Raw genomic sequence first — 18,259 nt, 5'->3', positions numbered from 1 at the left:
CGCACCCGAACCGAGACCACGACGAAAGATCGAGGCTAGGTTCTCCGGCCCCGCGGTGAAATCACCCTCGATGAGGTGGAGCCTCTCCCGCAGCCCGATGAGCCCGAATCCGCCGCCAGCGGATGCAGGGTCGGACTCTGCCCCCGACGGTTTGATGGTATTGGTGACGTCGATGGTGCAGAATTCCTCGTCTGTGGTGATCCTGACCCGGGCACGCGCTCCGGTGCCGGCGTGCTTGACGACGTTGGTGAGTGCCTCTTGCAGGACCCGCAGCACCGTCAGCGACGTCATCGCTGGCCACGACTCCTGCCATCGAGCGAGGGCGTTTCGATCCGGCACCTCGGCGTCAATGGTGATACCCGTGCGCTCGGCGTCGGCGATCATCGCGTGAACGCGGTCGAGGTTCCCGGACGGCGGCTCGAGTTGGGGTTCTGACGCACGCGTGCGCAGGAGCGAGACCAGTGACCGCACTTCTCCGAGAGCAGCCTTGCTGCTCGCGCTGATCTGTGTGAGCGCCTCCTTCATTTGGTCCGGTCTGTCCAGAGCCAGCGCGGTGGACGCCTGCACCTGGACTACCGTCAGGCTGTGGGCGACGATGTCGTGGACTTCCCGCGCGATCTTCTCCCGTTCTCGGGCAGCCGCTTGGGTCTCTCGCACCCTCAGCAGTGATTCGTAGGACGCGGCCTGGGCCGCCAGTTCGGCCTGGTGCTCCTGTTCGGCCCGCTTGCGCGCTGACGCCCACAGGTAGACGATGACAAGGATCAGGATGTGTGCTGTGATCGCGCCCGAGCCAATGTTGGGCCATTCTCCACCGGGACGAACGGGGCTGAAGAACGATGCCACGATGCCGATGAGCAGGGCGCTGACTCCCCAGGCCGGGGACTTCAACCGGCGGGTAACCACGGCCAGGCTTAGTGGCGCGCACAACAGCATCGGGGTGACCCCGAGGTTGACTGGACTGACGTAGTAGAGACTGGCCAGCGCCGCCAGCAGCCCATACGTGACCACGAACGAAGTCCGCGGCAGAAGGCTCCGGAACAGCAGCGCCCCGCTCAGCCCGAGATGAATCACCACGTACGCCACGTAGATCGGGTGCGGGCCGAACTCGACGATGAAATCCGACACGATCACCGTCATCACCAGCCCGAGACCGGTCAAAACGAGATCAAGGGCAGGCGGACGACGCATACGTCGAGTTTAGGAAGGGCCGAATCCGCTCGCACCCTCCTCGAGGAGGAGGGCAGCGCATCGGCTCGCGGTGTGTCAGAGAGATGGCGGGGCGACGTGACGCACCGATCAGGCTTGCCGCAGTCTACGCACGGTGAGCGCGAGGAAGACGCCGGTCCATGCCAGCGCGATGGCCCCGGCGTGCCATGACCGCATGACCTCTTGCCGCGAGCCAGGCCGCAGACGCCACGGTTGTGGATACGCGTGTCTCCTGCTGAGCGTCAGATCCAGCCTTCACGCCACGCGACTCGGGCGGCCGCGACTCTGGTGTCGGCTCCGAGCTTGGCCATCGCAGTGGAGGCGTAGTTGCGGACGGTGCCGGGTGCCAGATGGGTGCGTGCGGCGATGGTGCGGATTGTCGCTCCGTCGAGGGCCTCGCGGAGCACGTCGAGTTCGCGGGCGGTGAGCGGGCAGTTGCTCTCGGTGAGCGCGGCCCCGGCGACGTTGCCGTCGATGTAGCGGCCACCGGCGTGGACGGTGCGAAGGATTCCGGTGAGGTCGGAGATCGAGGTGGCTTTGGTGACGAAGCCGGATACTCCGGCTTCGAGGGCTCGACGCAAGACGGCAGGCCGGGCATGCCTCGTCAGCAGGACGACGCGGGTGGACGGGGCTGCGGCACGGCTCGCGGTTGCGGCTTCGATGCCGTCGAGGCCCGGCATCTCCAGATCGAGTACCGCGATGTGGGGACGTTCACGGGTGACGGTGCGGACAGCCTCGCGTCCGTCTCTTGCGGTGCCCGCGATCGTGAGGTCTTCCTCAAGGGACAGGAGGGTGCCGATGGCTTCCCCCAGCAAGAGCTCATCGTCGGCAAGGACAATGCGGATCGTCTCGGTCATTGGAGCCTCCCGTCGAGCGGGAGCCAGGCATCGAGGTGCCCACCGTCGCCGCCGGCAGCGGTGAAGGTCAGGTGCCCTCCGGCTTCGGTGTAGCGGCGCTCCAGCGCGGCGAGACCGTCGCCCGGCGGCCCGGTCTGTGGTGCGGTCGGGCCGGAGTCGATGAGGACGACGGCGATGCCGTCGCGCCCGTTTCGTCGCTCAGGTCGTACGGTCAGGTCGCACCGGTGGGCCTGTGTGTGTCGGAGAATGTTGGTGATCCCTTCGCGGATGGTGAGTCCGAGCAGGCGGTCGGTGCCGTCGGAGAGGGTCGGATGACCGTCGGTTCGTACCCTGACGGTGATGCCAGCTGATTCGAGCACCCTCGCGGCGTTGGCTGCTTCGGTCTCCACGCTGACAGGACGGTAGCCATGGACGACGCTGCGCATCTCAGCGAGGGCGGCGGCGGCGATGTCGCCGAGCCGTGCGGCGTGCTCACGGGCATCGTCCTGCCTGCCGGCATCGAGGAGCCGCTGGACCAACTGCGCTTCGACGGCAAGGAGCTGCAGGTGCTGTCCCTGGATGTCGTGCAGATCTCCTGCGAATCGCTGCCGCTCGTGCGTGACGGCGCGTTCGGCCTCGACCGAACGCAGGTCATCGACTTCAAAAGCGAGCGCGTAAACCGTGTCCTGCCCGATGACCGCAAATGCCAGCAAGGCCCCGACCGCGACCGTCAGGACTACTACCTCGGTTTCCCCGGTTCCGGCGAGCATGAGTGCACCGAGGATGCACGCGACCGCGGCCAGGACTATGCGCAGCGAACTCGTCCAGAACGAGCCCGTGGCAACCGCGCGGAAAGCGAGAGCGACGGGCAATGCCGCGGCGGAAATGGCTCCGGGAACACTGGGCGTCATCGCTGCGAGCACAGCAGATCCGGCAATGAGCACGATGCTCCATGCGGTGGTCACCGATGGGCGACGCCAGAGTCGCGACAACGGCCGATCGCGGGCCGCCTCGGTGAACAGCGCCGCACCACCGAGCACACTGACCAGTGCGGTGACGAAGATTCCGGTGATCGCAGTCCCGAGGTGTTCCCCGGTCGCGAAGGCGACGGCGGGTGCGAGCAGTGCAGCGACGACGAGCGTGATATGCGTTGACCTGATGTAGGCGCTGATCCCGGAAAACGACGACGGGCGCGGGGCTGTGGGCACGGCCGCTACCGACGTCGCTCCCAGCGGAACGTGCGCCGCGACAGCAGGCTGAGGACTACTAGCCATATGACTACGATGCCAGCATCGGCGGCGAGCCGTGCGACGTCGCCCTCGGCGAGCCACGCGGCCGTCGTCCAATCGGCGTTGGCGACGAGCGGCACGGCGCGCAGGGCAAGATTCACCGCAGGATCGGTCACCGTGGGCAGTACGGAAGCCGCGCCCAGGGTGGCGACGAACAAGGGCAGCATGGTCCACTGCGCCTTCTCCGGGTTCGCCGTCACCGCACTGGTCACCACGCCGGCCAGCGCCGCGACGAGTATGCCGCTGACACCCGCGGTCAGGACGAGCAGCGGGTCGCCGGGCAGGGGTGCGCCGAGGGCGACCAGCCCGCCCTGGCTCACTGCGAACTGAAACAGGCCCACCACTATCGGCGGCACCAGGAGGCCCGTGACGATCCCCGTGTCCGGCAACGCCGTCGTCCGAAGCCGCTTCAATGCCAGGGTGTGCCGCCTGGCCGTGATCGTATTCAACGACACGAAGTACACGCTGATGCACAGAACCGCCGCCGTGTTGCGGCCAGCGATGGACGCCCACACCTCGGGGATATTCGTGCGCTCCCCGATCGCGGTGATGGCCAGGAGTCCCGCCGGTACGAGCAGACTGAGTGCGATCATCACCGGCTGGCGAAGGAAAACCCGCAACTCGGAGACGACGAGCGCCCACCAGAGATGCCGAGTCTTCCGATCCGGCTTGGCAGATGTCACCCGGCTCATGCGCTTGTCCTTTCTCCGCTGGCAGCCTCGGCATCAGCGTCTGCGACGACGAGAAACACCTCTTCCAACGATGCCGGGGACGATCGCAGCCGATCGACCACAAGATCATGCCCGCGCGCCCAGTCGATGACCCTCCCGACGTCCTCCTGAAGGCGGGAGGTACTAATGTCCACCCGCGTTCCACCTGCGGCAGAAGAAGCATCGAGATCACCAGCAAGCTGCGCGGCCAGTTCGCTCACCGTCTCTGGGGCCGCCATGACGGTGAATCCGATCGTCGCGGGGATCGACGCAAGCACGTCTGCCATCGGTCCCTCGCGAGCGACCCTGCCGCGGTCGAGGATCGTGACGGTCTCCGCGAGACTCTGCGCCTCCTCGAGATAGTGCGTCGTCAATAGAACCGCGCTGCCGGCTGCGACCAGGTCGTGAATGGTCCGCCACACCATCCTCCGAGACTGCGGATCGAGACCCGTCGTCGGCTCGTCCAGCACAAGAACTTCAGGATCGCCCCACAGCGCCATCGCGAAGTCGAGCCGCCGCCTCTCACCACCGGAGAGCGCTGAGACAGCCACCTTTCGCCGATGGGTCAGCCCGACCAGCTCCAGCACCCGGTCTGGATTGTCCTCGCGCAGGTTCAGCCCCTGCCACAGCTCGAGCTGACCGGCGACCGTCATCTCATCGACGAGGCCCGACTCCTGGAGCATCGTGCCCGTCCGTGCAGCGATCCGAGTGCGCTCGCGCGCCGGGTCGAATCCGAATACGTCAATATGACCTCGTGCCGGCTGGCGGAATCCCTGAATGGTCTCCAAGAGGGTCGTTTTCCCGGCACCGTTCGTCCCCAGCAACGCGTGGATCGATCCCCGCGCAACTGCAAAGCTCACGTCCCGCACCGCGATGAAATCCCCGTAGGAGCACCAGACATGGTCCACCGAGACCACCGGGCTGTCGGATGCGGCATTGTTCACTTCGGAGAAACTCATGTTTCGAGCCTGCCCGCCACGCTCCTCTTGGCAACAGTCACGCATGTCACCGACGCGATGGCATGTGTCATTCGGCCGATGACATCTGCGCCTACCTGTTCGAGGCGGGGAGCGGGATCTTGGATGTCATGACTGGATGGCCAGATCCCGAACCCGACACACGCCCGTCGTCTCAGCGCAGCATGGGAGCCGACCTGATGGGGCTCGGTCCTGCTTCGACACCCGCCCGTGAGCTGCTCGCGGCAGTCCTGCAATTGGGACTCGTGATCGTGCTCCTCGTCGCAGTGTTCCCGGACCGGATTCCCGATCTCATGAAATGGCTGATTCTCGGCGGCGGCGTGCTCTTCTTCGTGATTCGCGCATTGATCGGCGTCCCGAAGTGGCGCGGCCGCCGTAAGTGAGTTGAGCGAGAAACCAGTCACGCGCGGTGACGTCGTGATGCTGAGGGCGAAGCCGCTGCGCGGGAACGGACCTGAGCGCTCGACCACCGTCACGACCCCATATGTGGATCGAGGTTGCGTGACCGATCAGGTGTTCTCGGCCCACACCTCGGTGTTGCCCGACTGCAAGGATTGATGATGTCCGCGTTCCGCGACAAACGTCCTCACCTTCCGATGGTCGAAGACATCGGCAGTCGATTCAGGGAATAGACCAGCGAAGGGGGTCTCCGGTGCGCACATTCGGAGTGGAAGAAGAACTGCTGGTGATCGACGCCGCGACGCTCACGCCCGTGCCCGTCGGCCAACTTGCCGTCGAACGATGTGCAGAGGAGACCGCGACCGGTCACAGACTGACAACCGAGCTCAAACGCGAACAGCTCGAAGTGGTCTCACCGCCGCAGTGCACGATCGGTGAGCAGCTCTCGGCCATCAGTACCGGGCGGGCGATCGCCGATCAGGCCGCCGCCGTCGGCGCGCGGGTCGTGGCGCTGCCGATCTACCCGGGATGCGGCGGCAGCAACCTGGCCGACGGCCACCGGTACCGGGCGGTCGGGGAGAAGTTCGGGCTGACGACGGCCGAACAGCTGACGTACGGCTTCCACGTGCACGTGGGTGTCGAGTCCGCCGATGAAGGGGTGGCAGCCCTCGACCGGATTCGGATCTGGCTGCCCGCGCTGCTGGCACTCAGCGCGAACTCCCCGTTCTGGCGTGGCGTCGATACCGGCTACGCCAGCTATCACTACCAGCTGTGGTGCCGGTGGCCGACCACAGGACCGACAGACATCTTCGGTTCGACCGCCGAGTGCGACCGGCACTGCCGCAGGCTGCTGGACTCCCGCGTGCCGCTCGATCCCGGGGATGCTCTACTTCGATGCGAGGCTCAGCGACCACGTTCCCACCCTCGAAGTCCGCGTGGCCGACGTCTGCCAGTCCGACGAACAGGCAGCAGTCATCGCCGGCCTGCTGCGCGCGCTGGTCGAGACCGCCGTGCGCGACTGGCAGGCCGGGCACCTGGTGATGAGCGTCCCGGCAGCGGTCCTGCGCACCTGGATGTGGCAGGCCAGCAGTTCCGGGGTCGACGCCGACCTGATCGATCCGCTGACCGGCACACCAGCCGCCGCGGCCGTGGTTGTGGGCCGGCTCCTGGATACTGTCCGGGCGGTGCTGGATGAGTACGAGGAGACCGGTCGAGTCGAGGAGATCCTCGCCGAGATCCTGAGCGCCGGCTCCGGGGCGCGGCCCCAGCGCGAGGTCCACCAGACCACGAGCGATGTTGCCGCCATCGTCCGACGCGCTCTCGAAGCGACTCATGCGTCCTCTCGCGAAGGAGCGGCGCTTCGGAGTGCAGTTGCTGCTCGCGGGCTGAGGGCGCTGTGAAGTGCTCAGACCCCAGGCGCGATCATTCGTTCTCATACTCACTCTTGCGCGAATTGTCACTCTCGGTCCCGTCGACTTCGCGGGGCTCACCCACGTCAGCTTTGACCAGCAGGTCATGGTCATCTGAAGGTCGCACTGGTCGCAGCAGAAGCCATCCGGGGATCTCCGGCGCTTTCAGTGCCTGGTGAGATCGGGCTGTCCCGATCCGGTGGACCCGAGACCGTCGGCAAACGCTGAAATGGTCACCGGGCAGAGTCCGAACCATGCGCCAGTTCTCATATCGTCGGTGAGGTTTCCTTCCGTGAGGAATCTCTCGACCGAGGCCACGACCATCGCCACTTCGCCGCGTTCGTGAATGCATTTCCACCACTCGTCCGGGTGGGGATTCGGGAATTTCGCCCCGCCGATCTTCGTCAGCACGAGATCCTCGCCCGAGGACAGCAGCAGGAAGTCGATCTCGTACCGTGATGTCAGATCCACGATGATGTCTGCTTCCGGCCACGGCCGTCTCATATCGTGCTCGCTCATCTTCGCCAGCCCGATTGTGCTGAGATCCCCGATGAGGATCTCCTGCCGATGGACGACGATCGTCTCGATGCAACAGAGCACTCCGGCAGGCACGCGGGCCACGCGGCCAGAACCAGCAGGGGCCGCCTCACCGCTTGGAGACTTCAACATGGTCTTCTAACCCTTCTCATCAACGGCGGGATGTCCCCGCCGGTTTCCTGACTGCTCCGGTGAAAGGGAGTAGCGGGTAAAGGTGCATGGATAATGCGATTGAGCAGATCGTTTGCATTGCGCTCCATTCTCTTGTTCTGCGGCTCGGCCTAACCGCTGGATGTGCGACGCTGGAGGACACACAAGGCAGCATCGACGCTTGCGCGTACGAGGTCTTCGTCGAGGGGACCGGCTTCCGGCAGTTGAACACGGAGAATGAAGGGGCCTGTGAGGAGATCGCATATCCACGCGGGGTCGAATCCTTCGCGGACCTCTCCCCGTGCCACGCCCCGCTGCAGGATCGCGGCCGTCGCCTGCCGCCGCGGAAGGAGAAACTCTTCATCGAAGGCACTCCGGAGCTCATCGTCCGAGCGGAGCGATGCGAGGAAGCCTGGCAAGCCCCGGTTGATGACCGGGTCACGGAAGAATTCGAGCTGTTCGCTTTGAATGGCGAACAGATCGGATTCCAGCCGGCCGGTATCGAATGTTCGATCCAGCTGCGTCTCGTACCGCGTCAGCAGCAGTCGAAGGACGAGATCCGTAAGGCTCCGGTAGCGGCGGTAGAAGGCGGGCCGCGTAGTGCCCACCCGTTTCACCAGAGCGTCGACGTTGAAACCCTCGTATCCGCGTTCGATCAGCATCTCGCGGGCGGTGTTCTCCAATGCGATGCCCAGGTCGGCGTTCAGGGGCCTCCCGCCCTGCTTCGTCTTCGACATGGGTCAAGGCTATAACATTATGGTGCAGTGTGTTACGGATGAGAGCGCACGTTTCGCTGCACGCAGCTTGGGGAGAAGTTTAATGGGTGATTCTGTATTGGTTTACGGATCCGGTCGGATCGCCCGAGCAATCGCGGCGGCCCTGAGCCGGAGCGGCTGCGCAGTGACGATAGCGGCCAGGCGGCTGGACCACGCCTCGGCCTGCGCCCGTGCAGTCGGCGCGGCTGGCTGCTTTGCCGGGGAGCCCGCAAGCGTCTTGAACGATGACCGGGCGCGAAGCGTGACAGCGATCGTCAATGCTGCCGGACCCTATTCTGACACCGCGCCCCCACTGATCGGTGCTGCCGTCGGTCGAGGGGTGGACTATCTCGATGCTGCCAACGAAGTCGAGGCTTTCATGGCGGCGTTCGCTGCGCAGCCAGCGGCAGTCGCCGCGAGAACTCGAGTGCTCCCCGGTCTGGGCTTCGGGGTTGCGGCAGCCGAAGCCGTGGTTGCTGCAGCCTGCTCTCAACTGCTCGAGGTGGAGTCGGTGGAGGTCATGTTCGCTTCCTCCGGAGGCCCTTCAACAACGGGCTCGCGTGCGACAGCGCTTCGCGTGCTCTCACACGGTGCCTGGATCATCGAGACCTGGAGACTCCGACGAGTACCCGTCGGAACCTCCCCGCGAGACCTCCGCGCAGCCAACGGCTCTGCTGAGCCGCTGATGCCGATTCTGAATGGGGACCTCCTGGCTCTTCATCGGTCCCAGCGTGCGCCATCCATCGCGGTCTATGCCTCCGGGACCACACATGTTCGACGCGCGCGCCTCGCCCTGCCGGCCGTGGTGAACATCCTGCGCAATAGCGCGATGCGCCGCCTTCTCGGGGCACTATCGTCACCACGGCCAGCTGGTGATCCGTCGTCTCGTACTGTCACCGCAGCCGTCACCAGTGCGAGCGGCATCACCGTCCACATGAGCCACACCGTGCCGGACACTTCCAGCCTTGTGGCTGACCTGATCGTGTCTGCGCTCAAGGCGATCCAGACTGGGGATGTCGCGCCCGGGACGTGGACTCCCTATGAGGCGCTCGGTGAGCAGCGCCTCCGAGCTCTTCTCGGAATGGACTAGGACCGCGCGTGCCACGGCCGCTCTCGATGGCCTGCCGGCAGACGCTGCATCCGGTGCCGCAGAGAGTTCAACGCCCGCGGTTGGAGTGACAGGGGGAACTGATGTGCATCCGCTTGGCTCGGGCTGTCGGTCAGGCTGAGGGTCGAAAGGTACGTCCAGGGGGAAACACCAGCACGGCGCGGAGATGCCAGGCGCCTTACAGGACGGAGCAGCGCTCAGCTCTCTACCGACGCCGCTTGCATCCAGGTCCCGCAACTGCGAATACTATCTGATGTGATGCGTTTCACATCATGCCGTAACGGTGCGGAGGAGCTGCGAGTGCCGAGTCGTCATTCCCCTTGCCCTGACTGCTCCAGGAACCCAATGCGTAGGTGGTCGACGTGGACGTAACCACACTCCCGGAAACTCATCCCAGCCTGAGCTTCACATACGCAAGGACGTTGGATCGCAGGCTGGTCAATCGCCGGTCGGTGGCGGAGGTATTCATCACCGATTTCCATCCGGTGAGCGACGTCGAATGGATCGTCGGAGCGCAGCTGCCGCTCGGCCACGCCTACTACTCGGATCACGTGGCGATGCCCATGCGCTACGATCCACTGCTTATCCTGGAGTGCTGCCGCCAGGCTGGAACCTATGGCGGCTACGCGCAGTTCGGCATTCCCCTCGGCACCGTCAACATGGTTTCGTCGCTGGTGCTGTCGATCGATCCGGCGAAGCTGCATGCCCGCACCGACCGGCCCGGCCACCTGGTCATCCATGTTCTCGCCACCGACATTGTGCAGGTAGGTGCACGTACTCGAAGTGCGAAACCGAGAATGACGCTCTATCTCGACGGCAAACGGCTCGGGAACGCCGCGATCCCCGTGAATCTTGCATCCCCGGAGCAGTTCTCCGCCCTCCGGTCCCGCATGAGGCAGGGCCCCCCGGCGTTCACACACGACATGGAAGAGCCAAGCGAACCCGTCGTCGACCCGCTTCACGTCGGCCGAAGACGAGAACTCAACGTCCTGATCGCGGGTGCGAGAAGAACGGCCGACGGCGAGTCCGCGACCCTCCGCCTATCTCCGCTGAACACCAGCATTCTCGATCACGACCACGATCATATTCCCGCTATGGCTCTCGCTGATTCAGCCGTCCAACTCGCCACGTGGGGCACAGGGATCCAGCGCCACGCGATCAGTTCGCTCGAAGCGAAGTTCACTCGCTTCACGGAGGTGGATTCTCCTGCTCACCTCGACGGGGGACTGATAGCCGAGAAGCAGTACCGAGTCATCTTCGAGCAAAACGATGTGTGCACTGGCTCGATCGATCTTGCGTTCCGTTAGCGAGGCACATCGTCGACAGCGCGCCGCATCCTGCGCGCGATGGACGCGCTTACCGACGACCCCCGTCCGCCGGGCGACAACCTGACCGTCGAGGTCCGGTGCTCCCTAGGCGATGAGACAGTCATTGCTTCGGAGACGATCACGATCGTCAAGTGATCGCTCTCTGAAATACAGGTGCCCGGGCCATTCCGCCCGGGCGCGCGCTCCTCAACAGGTCCGGAGGAACTCGGCAAGGGCGGAGTTGAAGGATTCAGCGTCCTCAAGGTTCGGATAGTGTCCGGCTCGCGGGATGACGACCTCGCGGGACCGCGGGAGCAGGTCGAGGAGTTCCCGGGTGGAGCGGATGTTGTCCTCGGCATCGCCTCCCCCGGTGAGGGCCAGCACCGGGACAGCAATGTCAGCGCGCCGTTCGTTGACGTTCTCGATCGGCGTCGCCCGCACGGGCAGACGGCCGCGGGCCATCAGGGGAAACACATGCCTCTGCAGGGCGCCGCGGACGAGCGTGTCGAGATGGGCGACCACCTCGGAACCCACCTCATCCGCAGTGCGGTGCGGACCCGGAACGAAACGGCCGAATGCGGCGATCCACGCCTCGGGACCCCGCGCGTCGGCGGCGGCCTGAAGATCGGCCATCACTCCGAGCAGCCATGGATCGCGGAACTCGGGATCGCTCGTCCCGGTGCCGCTCACACGAGGCGGCGGACTCGATCAGGATACTCGACGGCGAGGTCGATTCCAGTCGCGGCTCCCATCGACAGGCCGACCGCGACAACCGCGTCGAGATCGAGCCCGTCGAGCAGTGCCACGACGTCGTCGACGCGGCGGTATGGATCTGCTGGAGTGGATGAGGCACCATGGCCGCGAGCGTCGGGGGCGATGACTCGATGATTCGGGAAGGCATGCAGCTGCGGCACCCGCATGCGGTGATCGACACCGCCACCGTGCAGCAGCAGGACCGGCGGGTGATGCCCGGTGGACGACCCGATGTCTGCGTAGGCGAGGAACTGATCGCGGTCGAGCAGAAAGCGCTTCACAGGAGTACTCGCATCCATGACAACCAAGTCTCACATGCTCCCCCCGCCGACCGTCACCACGTCGCAAATGAACTTGCGTGCAATATGCCCGCCCGATCTCGGTCAGCATTGTCAAGGTCCCAAATACCCGGTCGTAGAGCGAGCGGTAAATTCAACGGTTCCTGTCTCGACCTATTCGAAGCCCTCTATTGGTTCCGATTTCATTTCCGGCAGAGCCTCCGAGTCGGGACTCGACGAGCAAGCAGTCTTCTTCCATGAGAACGAAGTACCAAGCCGCGAGGCCACAGGGACTGCTGCGCGGATAGGTAACCTGATCTCCGCCTAGCCGGACTCGGAGGATGAGTCCCATGCCCCCACCCCTAATCACAAGTGTTCCGAACCAGGGCGCTGAGAGTCGCGTCGAGAGGGGGCTGGCGAACAGCTCCCGCTTATCTGCGACTGTCGCGAAAACTGCGACGCGGTTGTGACGTCGAGCGTGCTGCGCGCGCGAGGCGGCCCTCAGCTTCATGAACTGGTGTGCGGCTCCGCGGCCGAAGACACGGTCGACATCCGTCCAGGTCACCACGCGCCGCCCTAGAAAGAACGCATGACTCCGGGGCTTGTCCTAGGCGCGAACTCCAGCCGAATCTAGAGTGGCGCGTGCCCAGGTCAAGCCCTCCCTCGGGGGCGTCGCCGACGCCGGAACTGGAGCGTCGAACGCAGCCGCAGAGGCCGAGGGAGCAGCGGCTGAGGTTTCTGCATACTACGGCTGTTCGCATGCCTTCGAGCCAGCATTGGGTCGCGGCGTTGATTGGTCCCTCGCGAGCGAAGGGTAGAGCGCGAATCTCCCAATCAACCACGCGCGTGCGACTGGGAGCGCAATTCGTGATCCTCGCACATGTCGCCACTCACGGACATTCGATTGTGGCCCTACCAGTCCACTCCCGCCCCAACGAGGGCGGAAGGCGACACTGCATATTGTCCAGTTCGCCCGGCTGTACCAATCACGGGCGTCAGAGCAGGTGGCGGAGAAAGCGCTCGGGCGCATCGAGGAACAACCGCCAGTTCTGGACGAGGTCGAGGTCATCGTAGGAGGACCTCCGGATGCCCCAGGGGCCGAACTCGTACAGCTCCGCACCGGGAAATGCCGCCAGGACCGGCGAGTGGGTCGACAGCACGATCTGCGAGCCGTCTGACGCCAGCCTGCGCAGGATGCCGATGAGCGCCAGACAGCCGGAGAAGGACAGTGCCGACTCCGGCTCGTCGAGGGCCCACAGACCCGAGATCCCTGAGCGGGCATCGATGAAGTCGAGGAACGCCTCGCCGTGGCTCTGATCGTGCAGACTGCTGGGGCCGAGCGTCTCCAGGTAGCTGAAGTGCCCGTGCATGGTCTCGGCCCGTAGGAACACGCCCCGCTTTGAAGCACCCGGGCCGCGGACGAGTTGAAGATGTTGCGCGAAATCGGATTCCGTACGCCGAGTCACGTGCCTTGCCGCGTGGGTTCCCCCTTCGGGGTTGAGGCCGAAGGCGGCCGCCAGGGCCTCGACGACGGTCGACTTTCCCACCCCGTTGTCACCGACGAAGACGGTGACGGGTCCCAGGTCGAGTCCGGAGTCGAGGATCTGCCGCACCGGGGCGACGGTGGCCGGCCAGTGATGGCGGTCCATGGGGGCCAAGGGGTGTTCCTCGATCCGTCTGACCGGCAGAGTGCTCATGGTGTCCATGGTTCCAGTCTCTCGCCTCGTGGCGGTGGTGGGGTCAACGACAAGGATGAGGATCAGCACGGCGTCCCAGCGGAACGCCACAGCGTCTCTGTCATGCGTGACGACGCCCAGGAGAGCGTCGACGCACGGACCACGTGCGAGTCGGCGTGGCAGCACCGCTGAAGTGATTGGCTCAGCGGTTGATCGGCGTCGTTGGATTCCACCGGTCTTCTGGTTCCCCGCCCCACCCGCGCGGTCGCCCGCAACCGGGTAGCGGACGGTAGTCACCCTGATGCCGGTGAGCGTTCCCTCCACGCCGCGGGCTGGCAGCCCCGCAGCGAGGCGCTCGGTCCACGGATTAACCTCTTCGTCGCATCCCTCCACCAGCAGAGCCCAGCTCCGCGTGTCATTTTCAGAAGCCGACTGCACACCGTCGGGCGAAATGACGCGCGTCGCGCAGGCGACTGTTGACATTCGAAGTCGTGTGCACGCCGGTGCAAAGTGTCAGGAGTCGCCTGTTTAGCAGGCGCTTTCGATAGCAGGTGTGTAGCGACCCGGTAGCGCGGGTGCGGGATCCGAGAGCGCTCTCGGGTGCCCGCCCGTGCCTGCTATTCAGGGAACGACTGGTTCCGGCTCGGGTACTGATTTCACGCCTTCTGGAATCGGCCCTCGACTTCGTGAGCTGCTCGCAACCCCGATGGCTCACGCCGAGCATTCGGCGATGATGATGGTGAGCAACTGGATCCTGATCCCGCTCACGCTCTGGGCATCGGCGGTCCACTCGCCGAGCTGAGGGCGCACGGACATCGTGAATGCATTGAGGCCGAGGAGCAGCGCATCAGTGTCGATGACGTGGTAGGTGTTCGAGGTCGTTGCGATCTGGTCGCCGCCTATCGACACGACATATTCAATCGGAGGATCGGTCTCAGGTGGCGGATTGCTCGGAGGGTCCCAGACGACGGCGAGCTCGCCTCTCACGAGGTCGATCCCGAGACCGCCCAATATCCCGTTGTCCTCGTCGTAGCACCGGAGATCTTGCACGGATCCCAGGCTCGAGGCGGTGAAGACGGCCTCGGCGCTTTCCGAGTTCGTCCATTCTGCGACTGTCTCGCCGGGTCGCAGCCCGAAGATGATGAGGGCGAGCACAAACGCAACGGCGAAGGCCGCACGCATTCGAGTCCGGGTGATGTTGCCGTGGCGCGGGTCATGCCACGCTCGGGGGCTGGGCGCAATCACGTAACCGCCGTCCTCGCACGACTGCGGGATACCAAGGCGGTGCCGACCAGGATGAGCAGTGCGCCACCTGCGACGATGCCCAGCCACACCCAGCCGCTGATCCCGGTGCGCGGAAGATCTCCGTCGGGTGCGACACCGTGATCATCGGGGTGGTCGCCCGGTGCTTCTGGAGGGAGTGACTCGCCCGGTCCGGCCGGGTCACCCGGTTCGCCGGGGTCGGGCGGCGGAACGCTCACAGTGTCGCCGAATCCGGAGGCGTGGACGCGAAGGGACAGGTCCTGATCCTGGGCATTGAGCTCGTCGGCGGCACTTGACAAGGAGGCTGTGATGCGCAGCCATCGTTCATACTCGGCAGGGAACTCCGTCAGCTGAACGGGCGCGTCGTCCTCGCCGAGCAGTTCGGACACCTCGATGTCGTCCAGGAGAGTTGCCGAGGTGCCCGCGCAGTTCTCCTCCGTCCACTGCTCGTCACACATCTCGACACTGATCCGGATCGCTCCGGGTGTTTCCGTCAGGCTTCCGCTGCCGCTGAGATCAAGAGTGATGAGACCGGGTTCGGGCGCGTCCGCCCAGACGCCGACGGTCCAGACGACCGGGTCACCGGGGGAGAGGTTCAGCATCGCAGCGGAGTCACCTGATGTGCTCATCCGCAGATGCTCGCCCGATGCAGCCTGCGCAACGGCTGCGGGTAGGGCGTGTGCCGCGCTCGGGGGAGCGGTCTGCGCCGGCAGTGCCATGAGTGCAATGACCAGCGCGGGTGCGGCGACTGTGTGCCGTGCTCTGTAGGACGGCAGGTCCGCCGCGCCTCGTGTCGATCCGTCCGCGTTCTGGCCGTCGTCGGGGCGCGGCCAGAATGCCCATACCACGAGGATCGAGGCACCGACGGTCAGCCCGCCCAGAACGAGCGGATTGCCGAACCACTGGACGACGTGTGCCACGCCAGGGGCGCTAAACATCACCCGGCGCACGTCCGAGGCGGTGTAGGGATCCGGATCGATGACCTCGTTGGCATCTCCGCGCATTTCGAAAGTCGCGGTTCCCGCCTCGAGGTCGGTTTCCTCGATCTCGACGACGCGGTGCGTCACCGGCAGGATGTCCTCTCCGCGATCCACGGTGACGATATCGCCCTCGCTGATCTCCGTTGCCGGAATCTCCCGGACGAACGCGATGGACCCGGCCGGGATAGTCGGACTCATGGAGCCGGTGCGGAACATCATGATCGAGACGTCGAAGATGAGACCGAGAATGACGAGCACGATGCACCAGGCTCCGGCGAAAGCCAGCACGGTGAGCAGCAGATCAGCGATCCTGCTCCCGATTCGACTGCGCTGCTTTCGCTCAGCCATGGCTCAGCCCTCCGGTGCCATCGCTGCGGCTCCCCCGGGTGGACGCATGCCCGGCCGGGGCAGGAAATGTCATCTCATTCGCCGGCTTCCACATGCCGTTGACTATCGCCTCGCTGACGAAGTCCCCGGCGGTATCCGCGGACAGTCACTCGACCGAGGTCGCGGTGAACTGCCAGGTTGCTGTCGTGCTCTGGTTCTGCGAGAGCTCATCGTTCGCAGTCACCTGGAAGCACAGGTTGACCGGGGCTCCAGCCGAGGTGTCGGGGCCGGCGGTCACTTCGAAGCTCCCGGTGCCCGCGTCGAGGGCAGTGCCGGCGGCGACGATGGACGTACCGGTGGCCTCAGGTGTGCATACGGCGAAGGACTCCACCTGGACAACGCCGTAGGTCAGCCCGGTGACATTCTCTGCCGCATCGGTGACATTGGCTAGCTCGACGGTCGCGTCGTAGCTCGTCGTATCGTCGAGACGGACGGCGAAACCGGCTGCGTAGGAATCACCCGGGCTCAGATTGTCCGCGCCGGTCTCGAAGCCGAGCGTCGCGGCATCGCCTTCGATCTCGTGCTCGGTGTAATCGCTGCCGTTCGTGCTGCCCTCGAGGTTGAAGGAGCCGGCTTGGAAATCGCCGATCGCCCATTCGTCGTCGGTCCAGGCCGCCAGCGTTGCCGCAGCGCCGACGCCGAGGACGATGCCACCGGCGAGAATCGCTTTGAACTTGCGGGACCGACGCGAGGGTGTCGTGCTCTGTGCGGTGGACATACGGGAGCTCCGGATCTGCTAGGGGAGTGAGGTGATGAGAACTGCGCACGGCCCCTGGAATTGCAGCGGCTTTCAGATAGTTCAAATGCGTAGCACTGCGAATACTACGGCAGGTCACATATAGTGCACAATGGCAGATTGGTCATAATGCACGAAACTCGCCGCACACCGCGTTGGTTTCTGCTCATTCGTCATGAATTGCGGGTAGACGCGCTGCGGAAAGCGTTCCGAAACGCCGAAACGCTACTGAGACGTGGATTCCCCTCTTTTGTTTGCAGGCGCTGGAGATCGTGTCAGTTGGGGATCGGGTTGCGAGACGGCGGCGACGTCCTCGGTGAGCAACCTGGCTGAGCTGTCCGAAGTCGTGCAGGACGCCTGGCTTCGTCAAGCTGCAAGTTGCAGGTAGTCCAGGTCGATCCTTGCGTACCGTTACTCGGTGGTGTCGCTTCGCCCTGTTGAAAGTTCCACGGATATCCCCACGGGTCGGTGATGGTGAACGTTCGGGGACCATAGGGCTGGTCTACCGGCGGCTCAATTTCAACAGCGGTCACCGCGCAGTGGTGAAGGGCCACGATGAACGCAATCAGGCCAATGCTGGCTGACCCTGCTTCGAAGGTAGCGAAGTCCCCTTCGAGAACCACTGCGTTCGGAGTGCCAGCCATTCGTGCACGTGCTCGTTCCTGAGTCGCGGAGTCTGGTTCGATCCCGGCCGCGGTCGCTACCGATCCTGCAAGGCGTTCCAACAGCAGACCGTCACCGCAACACGAGCGGCCCGGATGATCCAGGGATGATATGCGCTGTTGGAGTTCCAATAATCGCCCACGCGATCAACATACTCCTTTGCTCAGCACGCATTGCAAAGGGTGGATTCGGCGCGGTGAAGGACGTGACAGAGAGCTTGCAACTCCATGTGAAGGCGACTTCCAAATTCTGTGCTGTCGACTTCTGACCCTTCTATGGTTCGCGTCAAGCCATGATCGTTTTGCAGTTTCCTGAAGAGCTGTCGGGCGATGAATCGTTTGAGGCAGCGGCGGATCTCCCGGCGGCCTTTGCCCTCGGCGATGCGCCGGGCCGCGTAGTCCTTCATGGTGGGGTCGAACTGCATCCTCGTGCGGGCAATGGTGTGCAGTGCCCGGTTGAGTTGCCGGTCGCTATGGCAGTTGAGGCGGTGCCGGACGGTGTTACCCGAGAATGCCTGGATCGGGCTGACGCCGGCGAAGGCGGCCTCGGAGCGGATCCTGCCGTGGGGTCTGCGTCCATCCGCCGTTCTCCGGGCCCTCTAGGAGGTCCGGGATCGCGTCATCCAGTACGGCGACGTCGACGTCGGATCGGAGCTTCAGCAGCAGCACGTTGCTGCCTTCGCCACCGAGCTCTCTTGCGGCCCGGGCGATCCCCGCCCAGTCGACATCCACGCTTTCCACCCCTCGCGTCGTGAAGGTCGAGTCGTGCCTCACCCGCGACCGCCGAATCTCACGCGAGAAGCCGCGGCGGTCGCGGGACGAGGGCCGATCAGATGTCGGC

General features: G+C 64.9%; 17 protein-coding genes and 2 pseudogenes. 5 read left to right on the top strand and 14 right to left on the bottom strand.

Features of this window, described 5'->3' with window-relative positions:
• The 5 genes from LXN01_RS15900 to LXN01_RS15880 all read right to left on the bottom strand — a co-directional run.
• Positions 1–1,188 (bottom strand): sensor histidine kinase (locus tag LXN01_RS15900; RefSeq protein WP_236866805.1); only part of this gene is annotated, 1,188 nt, incomplete at its 3' end.
• Positions 1,189–1,448: 260 nt separating this feature from the next.
• Positions 1,449–2,063, bottom strand: a complete 615-nt coding sequence (locus LXN01_RS15895) for a response regulator transcription factor (protein WP_236866804.1) — start codon at positions 2,061–2,063, stop codon at positions 1,449–1,451.
• A complete protein-coding gene (locus LXN01_RS15890; RefSeq protein WP_236866802.1) occupies positions 2,060–3,316 on the bottom strand; it encodes a sensor histidine kinase in 1,257 nt (418 codons plus the stop codon). Before LXN01_RS15890 ends, LXN01_RS15895 begins: the two co-directional genes overlap by 4 nt.
• Positions 3,256–4,023, bottom strand: a complete 768-nt coding sequence (locus tag LXN01_RS15885; protein WP_236866800.1) for a hypothetical protein — start codon at positions 4,021–4,023, stop codon at positions 3,256–3,258. The genes LXN01_RS15890 and LXN01_RS15885 overlap by 61 nt, the downstream gene beginning before the upstream one ends.
• Complete coding sequence (locus LXN01_RS15880) at positions 4,020–5,000, bottom strand: ABC transporter ATP-binding protein (RefSeq protein ID WP_236866798.1); 981 nt, start codon at positions 4,998–5,000, stop codon at positions 4,020–4,022. The genes LXN01_RS15885 and LXN01_RS15880 overlap by 4 nt, the downstream gene beginning before the upstream one ends.
• 182 nt (positions 5,001–5,182) lie before the next feature.
• On the opposite strand from LXN01_RS15880, the gene LXN01_RS15875 reads away from it, so the two are divergent.
• The 3 genes and pseudogenes from LXN01_RS15875 to LXN01_RS15865 all read left to right on the top strand — a co-directional run bounded on the left by LXN01_RS15875 (position 5,183) and on the right by LXN01_RS15865 (position 6,817).
• Positions 5,183–5,401 carry a hypothetical protein gene (locus tag LXN01_RS15875; RefSeq protein WP_236866796.1) on the top strand — a complete coding sequence of 73 codons (219 nt, stop codon included), beginning with the start codon at positions 5,183–5,185 and terminating at the stop codon, positions 5,399–5,401.
• Positions 5,402–5,670: 269 nt separating this feature from the next.
• Positions 5,671–6,240 (top strand): annotated as a pseudogene (locus tag LXN01_RS15870) (YbdK family carboxylate-amine ligase); the annotation flags it as partial.
• A 58-nt stretch (positions 6,241–6,298) separates the two neighbouring features.
• Positions 6,299–6,817: a carboxylate-amine ligase gene (locus LXN01_RS15865; protein WP_236866807.1), complete on the top strand. Its 519-nt coding sequence runs from the start codon at positions 6,299–6,301 to the stop codon at positions 6,815–6,817.
• A gap of 174 nt (positions 6,818–6,991) precedes the next feature.
• On the opposite strand, the gene LXN01_RS15860 is transcribed toward LXN01_RS15865, so the two are convergent.
• Both LXN01_RS15860 and LXN01_RS15855 read right to left on the bottom strand, forming a co-directional pair.
• Entirely contained in the window at positions 6,992–7,495 is a 504-nt protein-coding gene (locus LXN01_RS15860) for a hypothetical protein (RefSeq protein ID WP_236866794.1), read from the bottom strand.
• Positions 7,496–7,644: 149 nt separating this feature from the next.
• The gene (locus tag LXN01_RS15855) at positions 7,645–8,250 is read right to left on the bottom strand and encodes a TetR/AcrR family transcriptional regulator (RefSeq protein WP_236866792.1); all 606 of its coding nucleotides are present in this window, start codon (positions 8,248–8,250) and stop codon (positions 7,645–7,647) included.
• Here LXN01_RS15855 and LXN01_RS15850 point away from each other — a divergent pair.
• Both LXN01_RS15850 and LXN01_RS15845 read left to right on the top strand, forming a co-directional pair.
• Entirely contained in the window at positions 8,201–9,358 is a 1,158-nt protein-coding gene (locus tag LXN01_RS15850) for a saccharopine dehydrogenase NADP-binding domain-containing protein (RefSeq protein ID WP_336885291.1), read from the top strand. The two genes, LXN01_RS15855 and LXN01_RS15850, sit on opposite strands and share 50 nt — an antisense overlap.
• A gap of 371 nt (positions 9,359–9,729) precedes the next feature.
• On the top strand, positions 9,730–10,683 hold the full coding sequence (locus LXN01_RS15845; RefSeq protein WP_236866788.1) for an AfsA-related hotdog domain-containing protein: 954 nt from the start codon (positions 9,730–9,732) through the stop codon (positions 10,681–10,683).
• 207 nt (positions 10,684–10,890) lie between these two features.
• Here LXN01_RS15845 and LXN01_RS15840 read toward each other — a convergent pair whose 3' ends face one another.
• The 7 genes and pseudogenes from LXN01_RS15840 to LXN01_RS15810 all read right to left on the bottom strand — a co-directional run.
• Positions 10,891–11,373: an alpha/beta fold hydrolase gene (locus tag LXN01_RS15840; protein WP_236866787.1), complete on the bottom strand. Its 483-nt coding sequence runs from the start codon at positions 11,371–11,373 to the stop codon at positions 10,891–10,893.
• A complete protein-coding gene (locus LXN01_RS15835; RefSeq protein ID WP_236866785.1) occupies positions 11,370–11,735 on the bottom strand; it encodes an alpha/beta fold hydrolase in 366 nt (121 codons plus the stop codon). Before LXN01_RS15835 ends, LXN01_RS15840 begins: the two co-directional genes overlap by 4 nt.
• Before the next feature lie 974 nt (positions 11,736–12,709).
• Positions 12,710–13,420: an AAA family ATPase gene (locus LXN01_RS15830; RefSeq protein WP_236866782.1), complete on the bottom strand. Its 711-nt coding sequence runs from the start codon at positions 13,418–13,420 to the stop codon at positions 12,710–12,712.
• 681 nt (positions 13,421–14,101) lie between these two features.
• Entirely contained in the window at positions 14,102–14,635 is a 534-nt protein-coding gene (locus LXN01_RS15825) for a hypothetical protein (RefSeq protein WP_236866781.1), read from the bottom strand.
• Positions 14,632–15,981 (bottom strand): signal peptidase I, encoded by a 1,350-nt coding sequence (locus tag LXN01_RS15820; protein WP_236866778.1) that lies wholly within the window; start codon positions 15,979–15,981, stop codon positions 14,632–14,634. The genes LXN01_RS15825 and LXN01_RS15820 overlap by 4 nt, the downstream gene beginning before the upstream one ends.
• A 145-nt stretch (positions 15,982–16,126) precedes the next feature.
• Positions 16,127–16,738 carry a SipW-dependent-type signal peptide-containing protein gene (locus LXN01_RS15815; RefSeq protein WP_236866776.1) on the bottom strand — a complete coding sequence of 204 codons (612 nt, stop codon included), beginning with the start codon at positions 16,736–16,738 and terminating at the stop codon, positions 16,127–16,129.
• A gap of 982 nt (positions 16,739–17,720) precedes the next feature.
• Positions 17,721–17,981 (bottom strand): annotated as a pseudogene (locus LXN01_RS15810) (transposase); the annotation flags it as partial.
• Positions 17,982–18,259 lie beyond the last annotated feature (278 nt).

The organism is Brevibacterium daeguense (assembly GCF_021729135.1).
Classification (GTDB): Bacteria; Actinomycetota; Actinomycetes; order Actinomycetales; family Brevibacteriaceae; genus Brevibacterium; species Brevibacterium daeguense.
Note: the sequence above shows the minus strand (reverse complement) of the source record. Positions and strands in the feature narration are given on the sequence as shown.

Bases quoted from the DNA above. Each gene is read 5' to 3' on its own strand.
- LXN01_RS15895 (WP_236866804.1), bottom strand. From the start codon at position 2,063: ATGACCGAGACGATCCGCATTGTCCTTGCCGACGATGAGCTCTTGCTG.
- LXN01_RS15890 (WP_236866802.1), bottom strand. From the start codon at position 3,316: ATGGCTAGTAGTCCTCAGCCTGCTGTCGCGGCGCACGTTCCGCTGGGA.
- LXN01_RS15885 (WP_236866800.1), bottom strand. From the start codon at position 4,023: ATGAGCCGGGTGACATCTGCCAAGCCGGATCGGAAGACTCGGCATCTC.
- LXN01_RS15880 (WP_236866798.1), bottom strand. From the start codon at position 5,000: ATGAGTTTCTCCGAAGTGAACAATGCCGCATCCGACAGCCCGGTGGTC.
- LXN01_RS15875 (WP_236866796.1), top strand. From the start codon at position 5,183: ATGGGAGCCGACCTGATGGGGCTCGGTCCTGCTTCGACACCCGCCCGT.
- LXN01_RS15865 (WP_236866807.1), top strand. From the start codon at position 6,299: ATGCTCTACTTCGATGCGAGGCTCAGCGACCACGTTCCCACCCTCGAA.
- LXN01_RS15860 (WP_236866794.1), bottom strand. From the start codon at position 7,495: ATGTTGAAGTCTCCAAGCGGTGAGGCGGCCCCTGCTGGTTCTGGCCGC.
- LXN01_RS15850 (WP_336885291.1), top strand. From the start codon at position 8,201: ATGCCCAGGTCGGCGTTCAGGGGCCTCCCGCCCTGCTTCGTCTTCGAC.
- LXN01_RS15855 (WP_236866792.1), bottom strand. From the start codon at position 8,250: ATGTCGAAGACGAAGCAGGGCGGGAGGCCCCTGAACGCCGACCTGGGC.
- LXN01_RS15835 (WP_236866785.1), bottom strand. From the start codon at position 11,735: ATGGATGCGAGTACTCCTGTGAAGCGCTTTCTGCTCGACCGCGATCAG.
- LXN01_RS15830 (WP_236866782.1), bottom strand. From the start codon at position 13,420: ATGGACACCATGAGCACTCTGCCGGTCAGACGGATCGAGGAACACCCC.
- LXN01_RS15820 (WP_236866778.1), bottom strand. From the start codon at position 15,981: ATGGCTGAGCGAAAGCAGCGCAGTCGAATCGGGAGCAGGATCGCTGAT.
- LXN01_RS15815 (WP_236866776.1), bottom strand. From the start codon at position 16,738: ATGTCCACCGCACAGAGCACGACACCCTCGCGTCGGTCCCGCAAGTTC.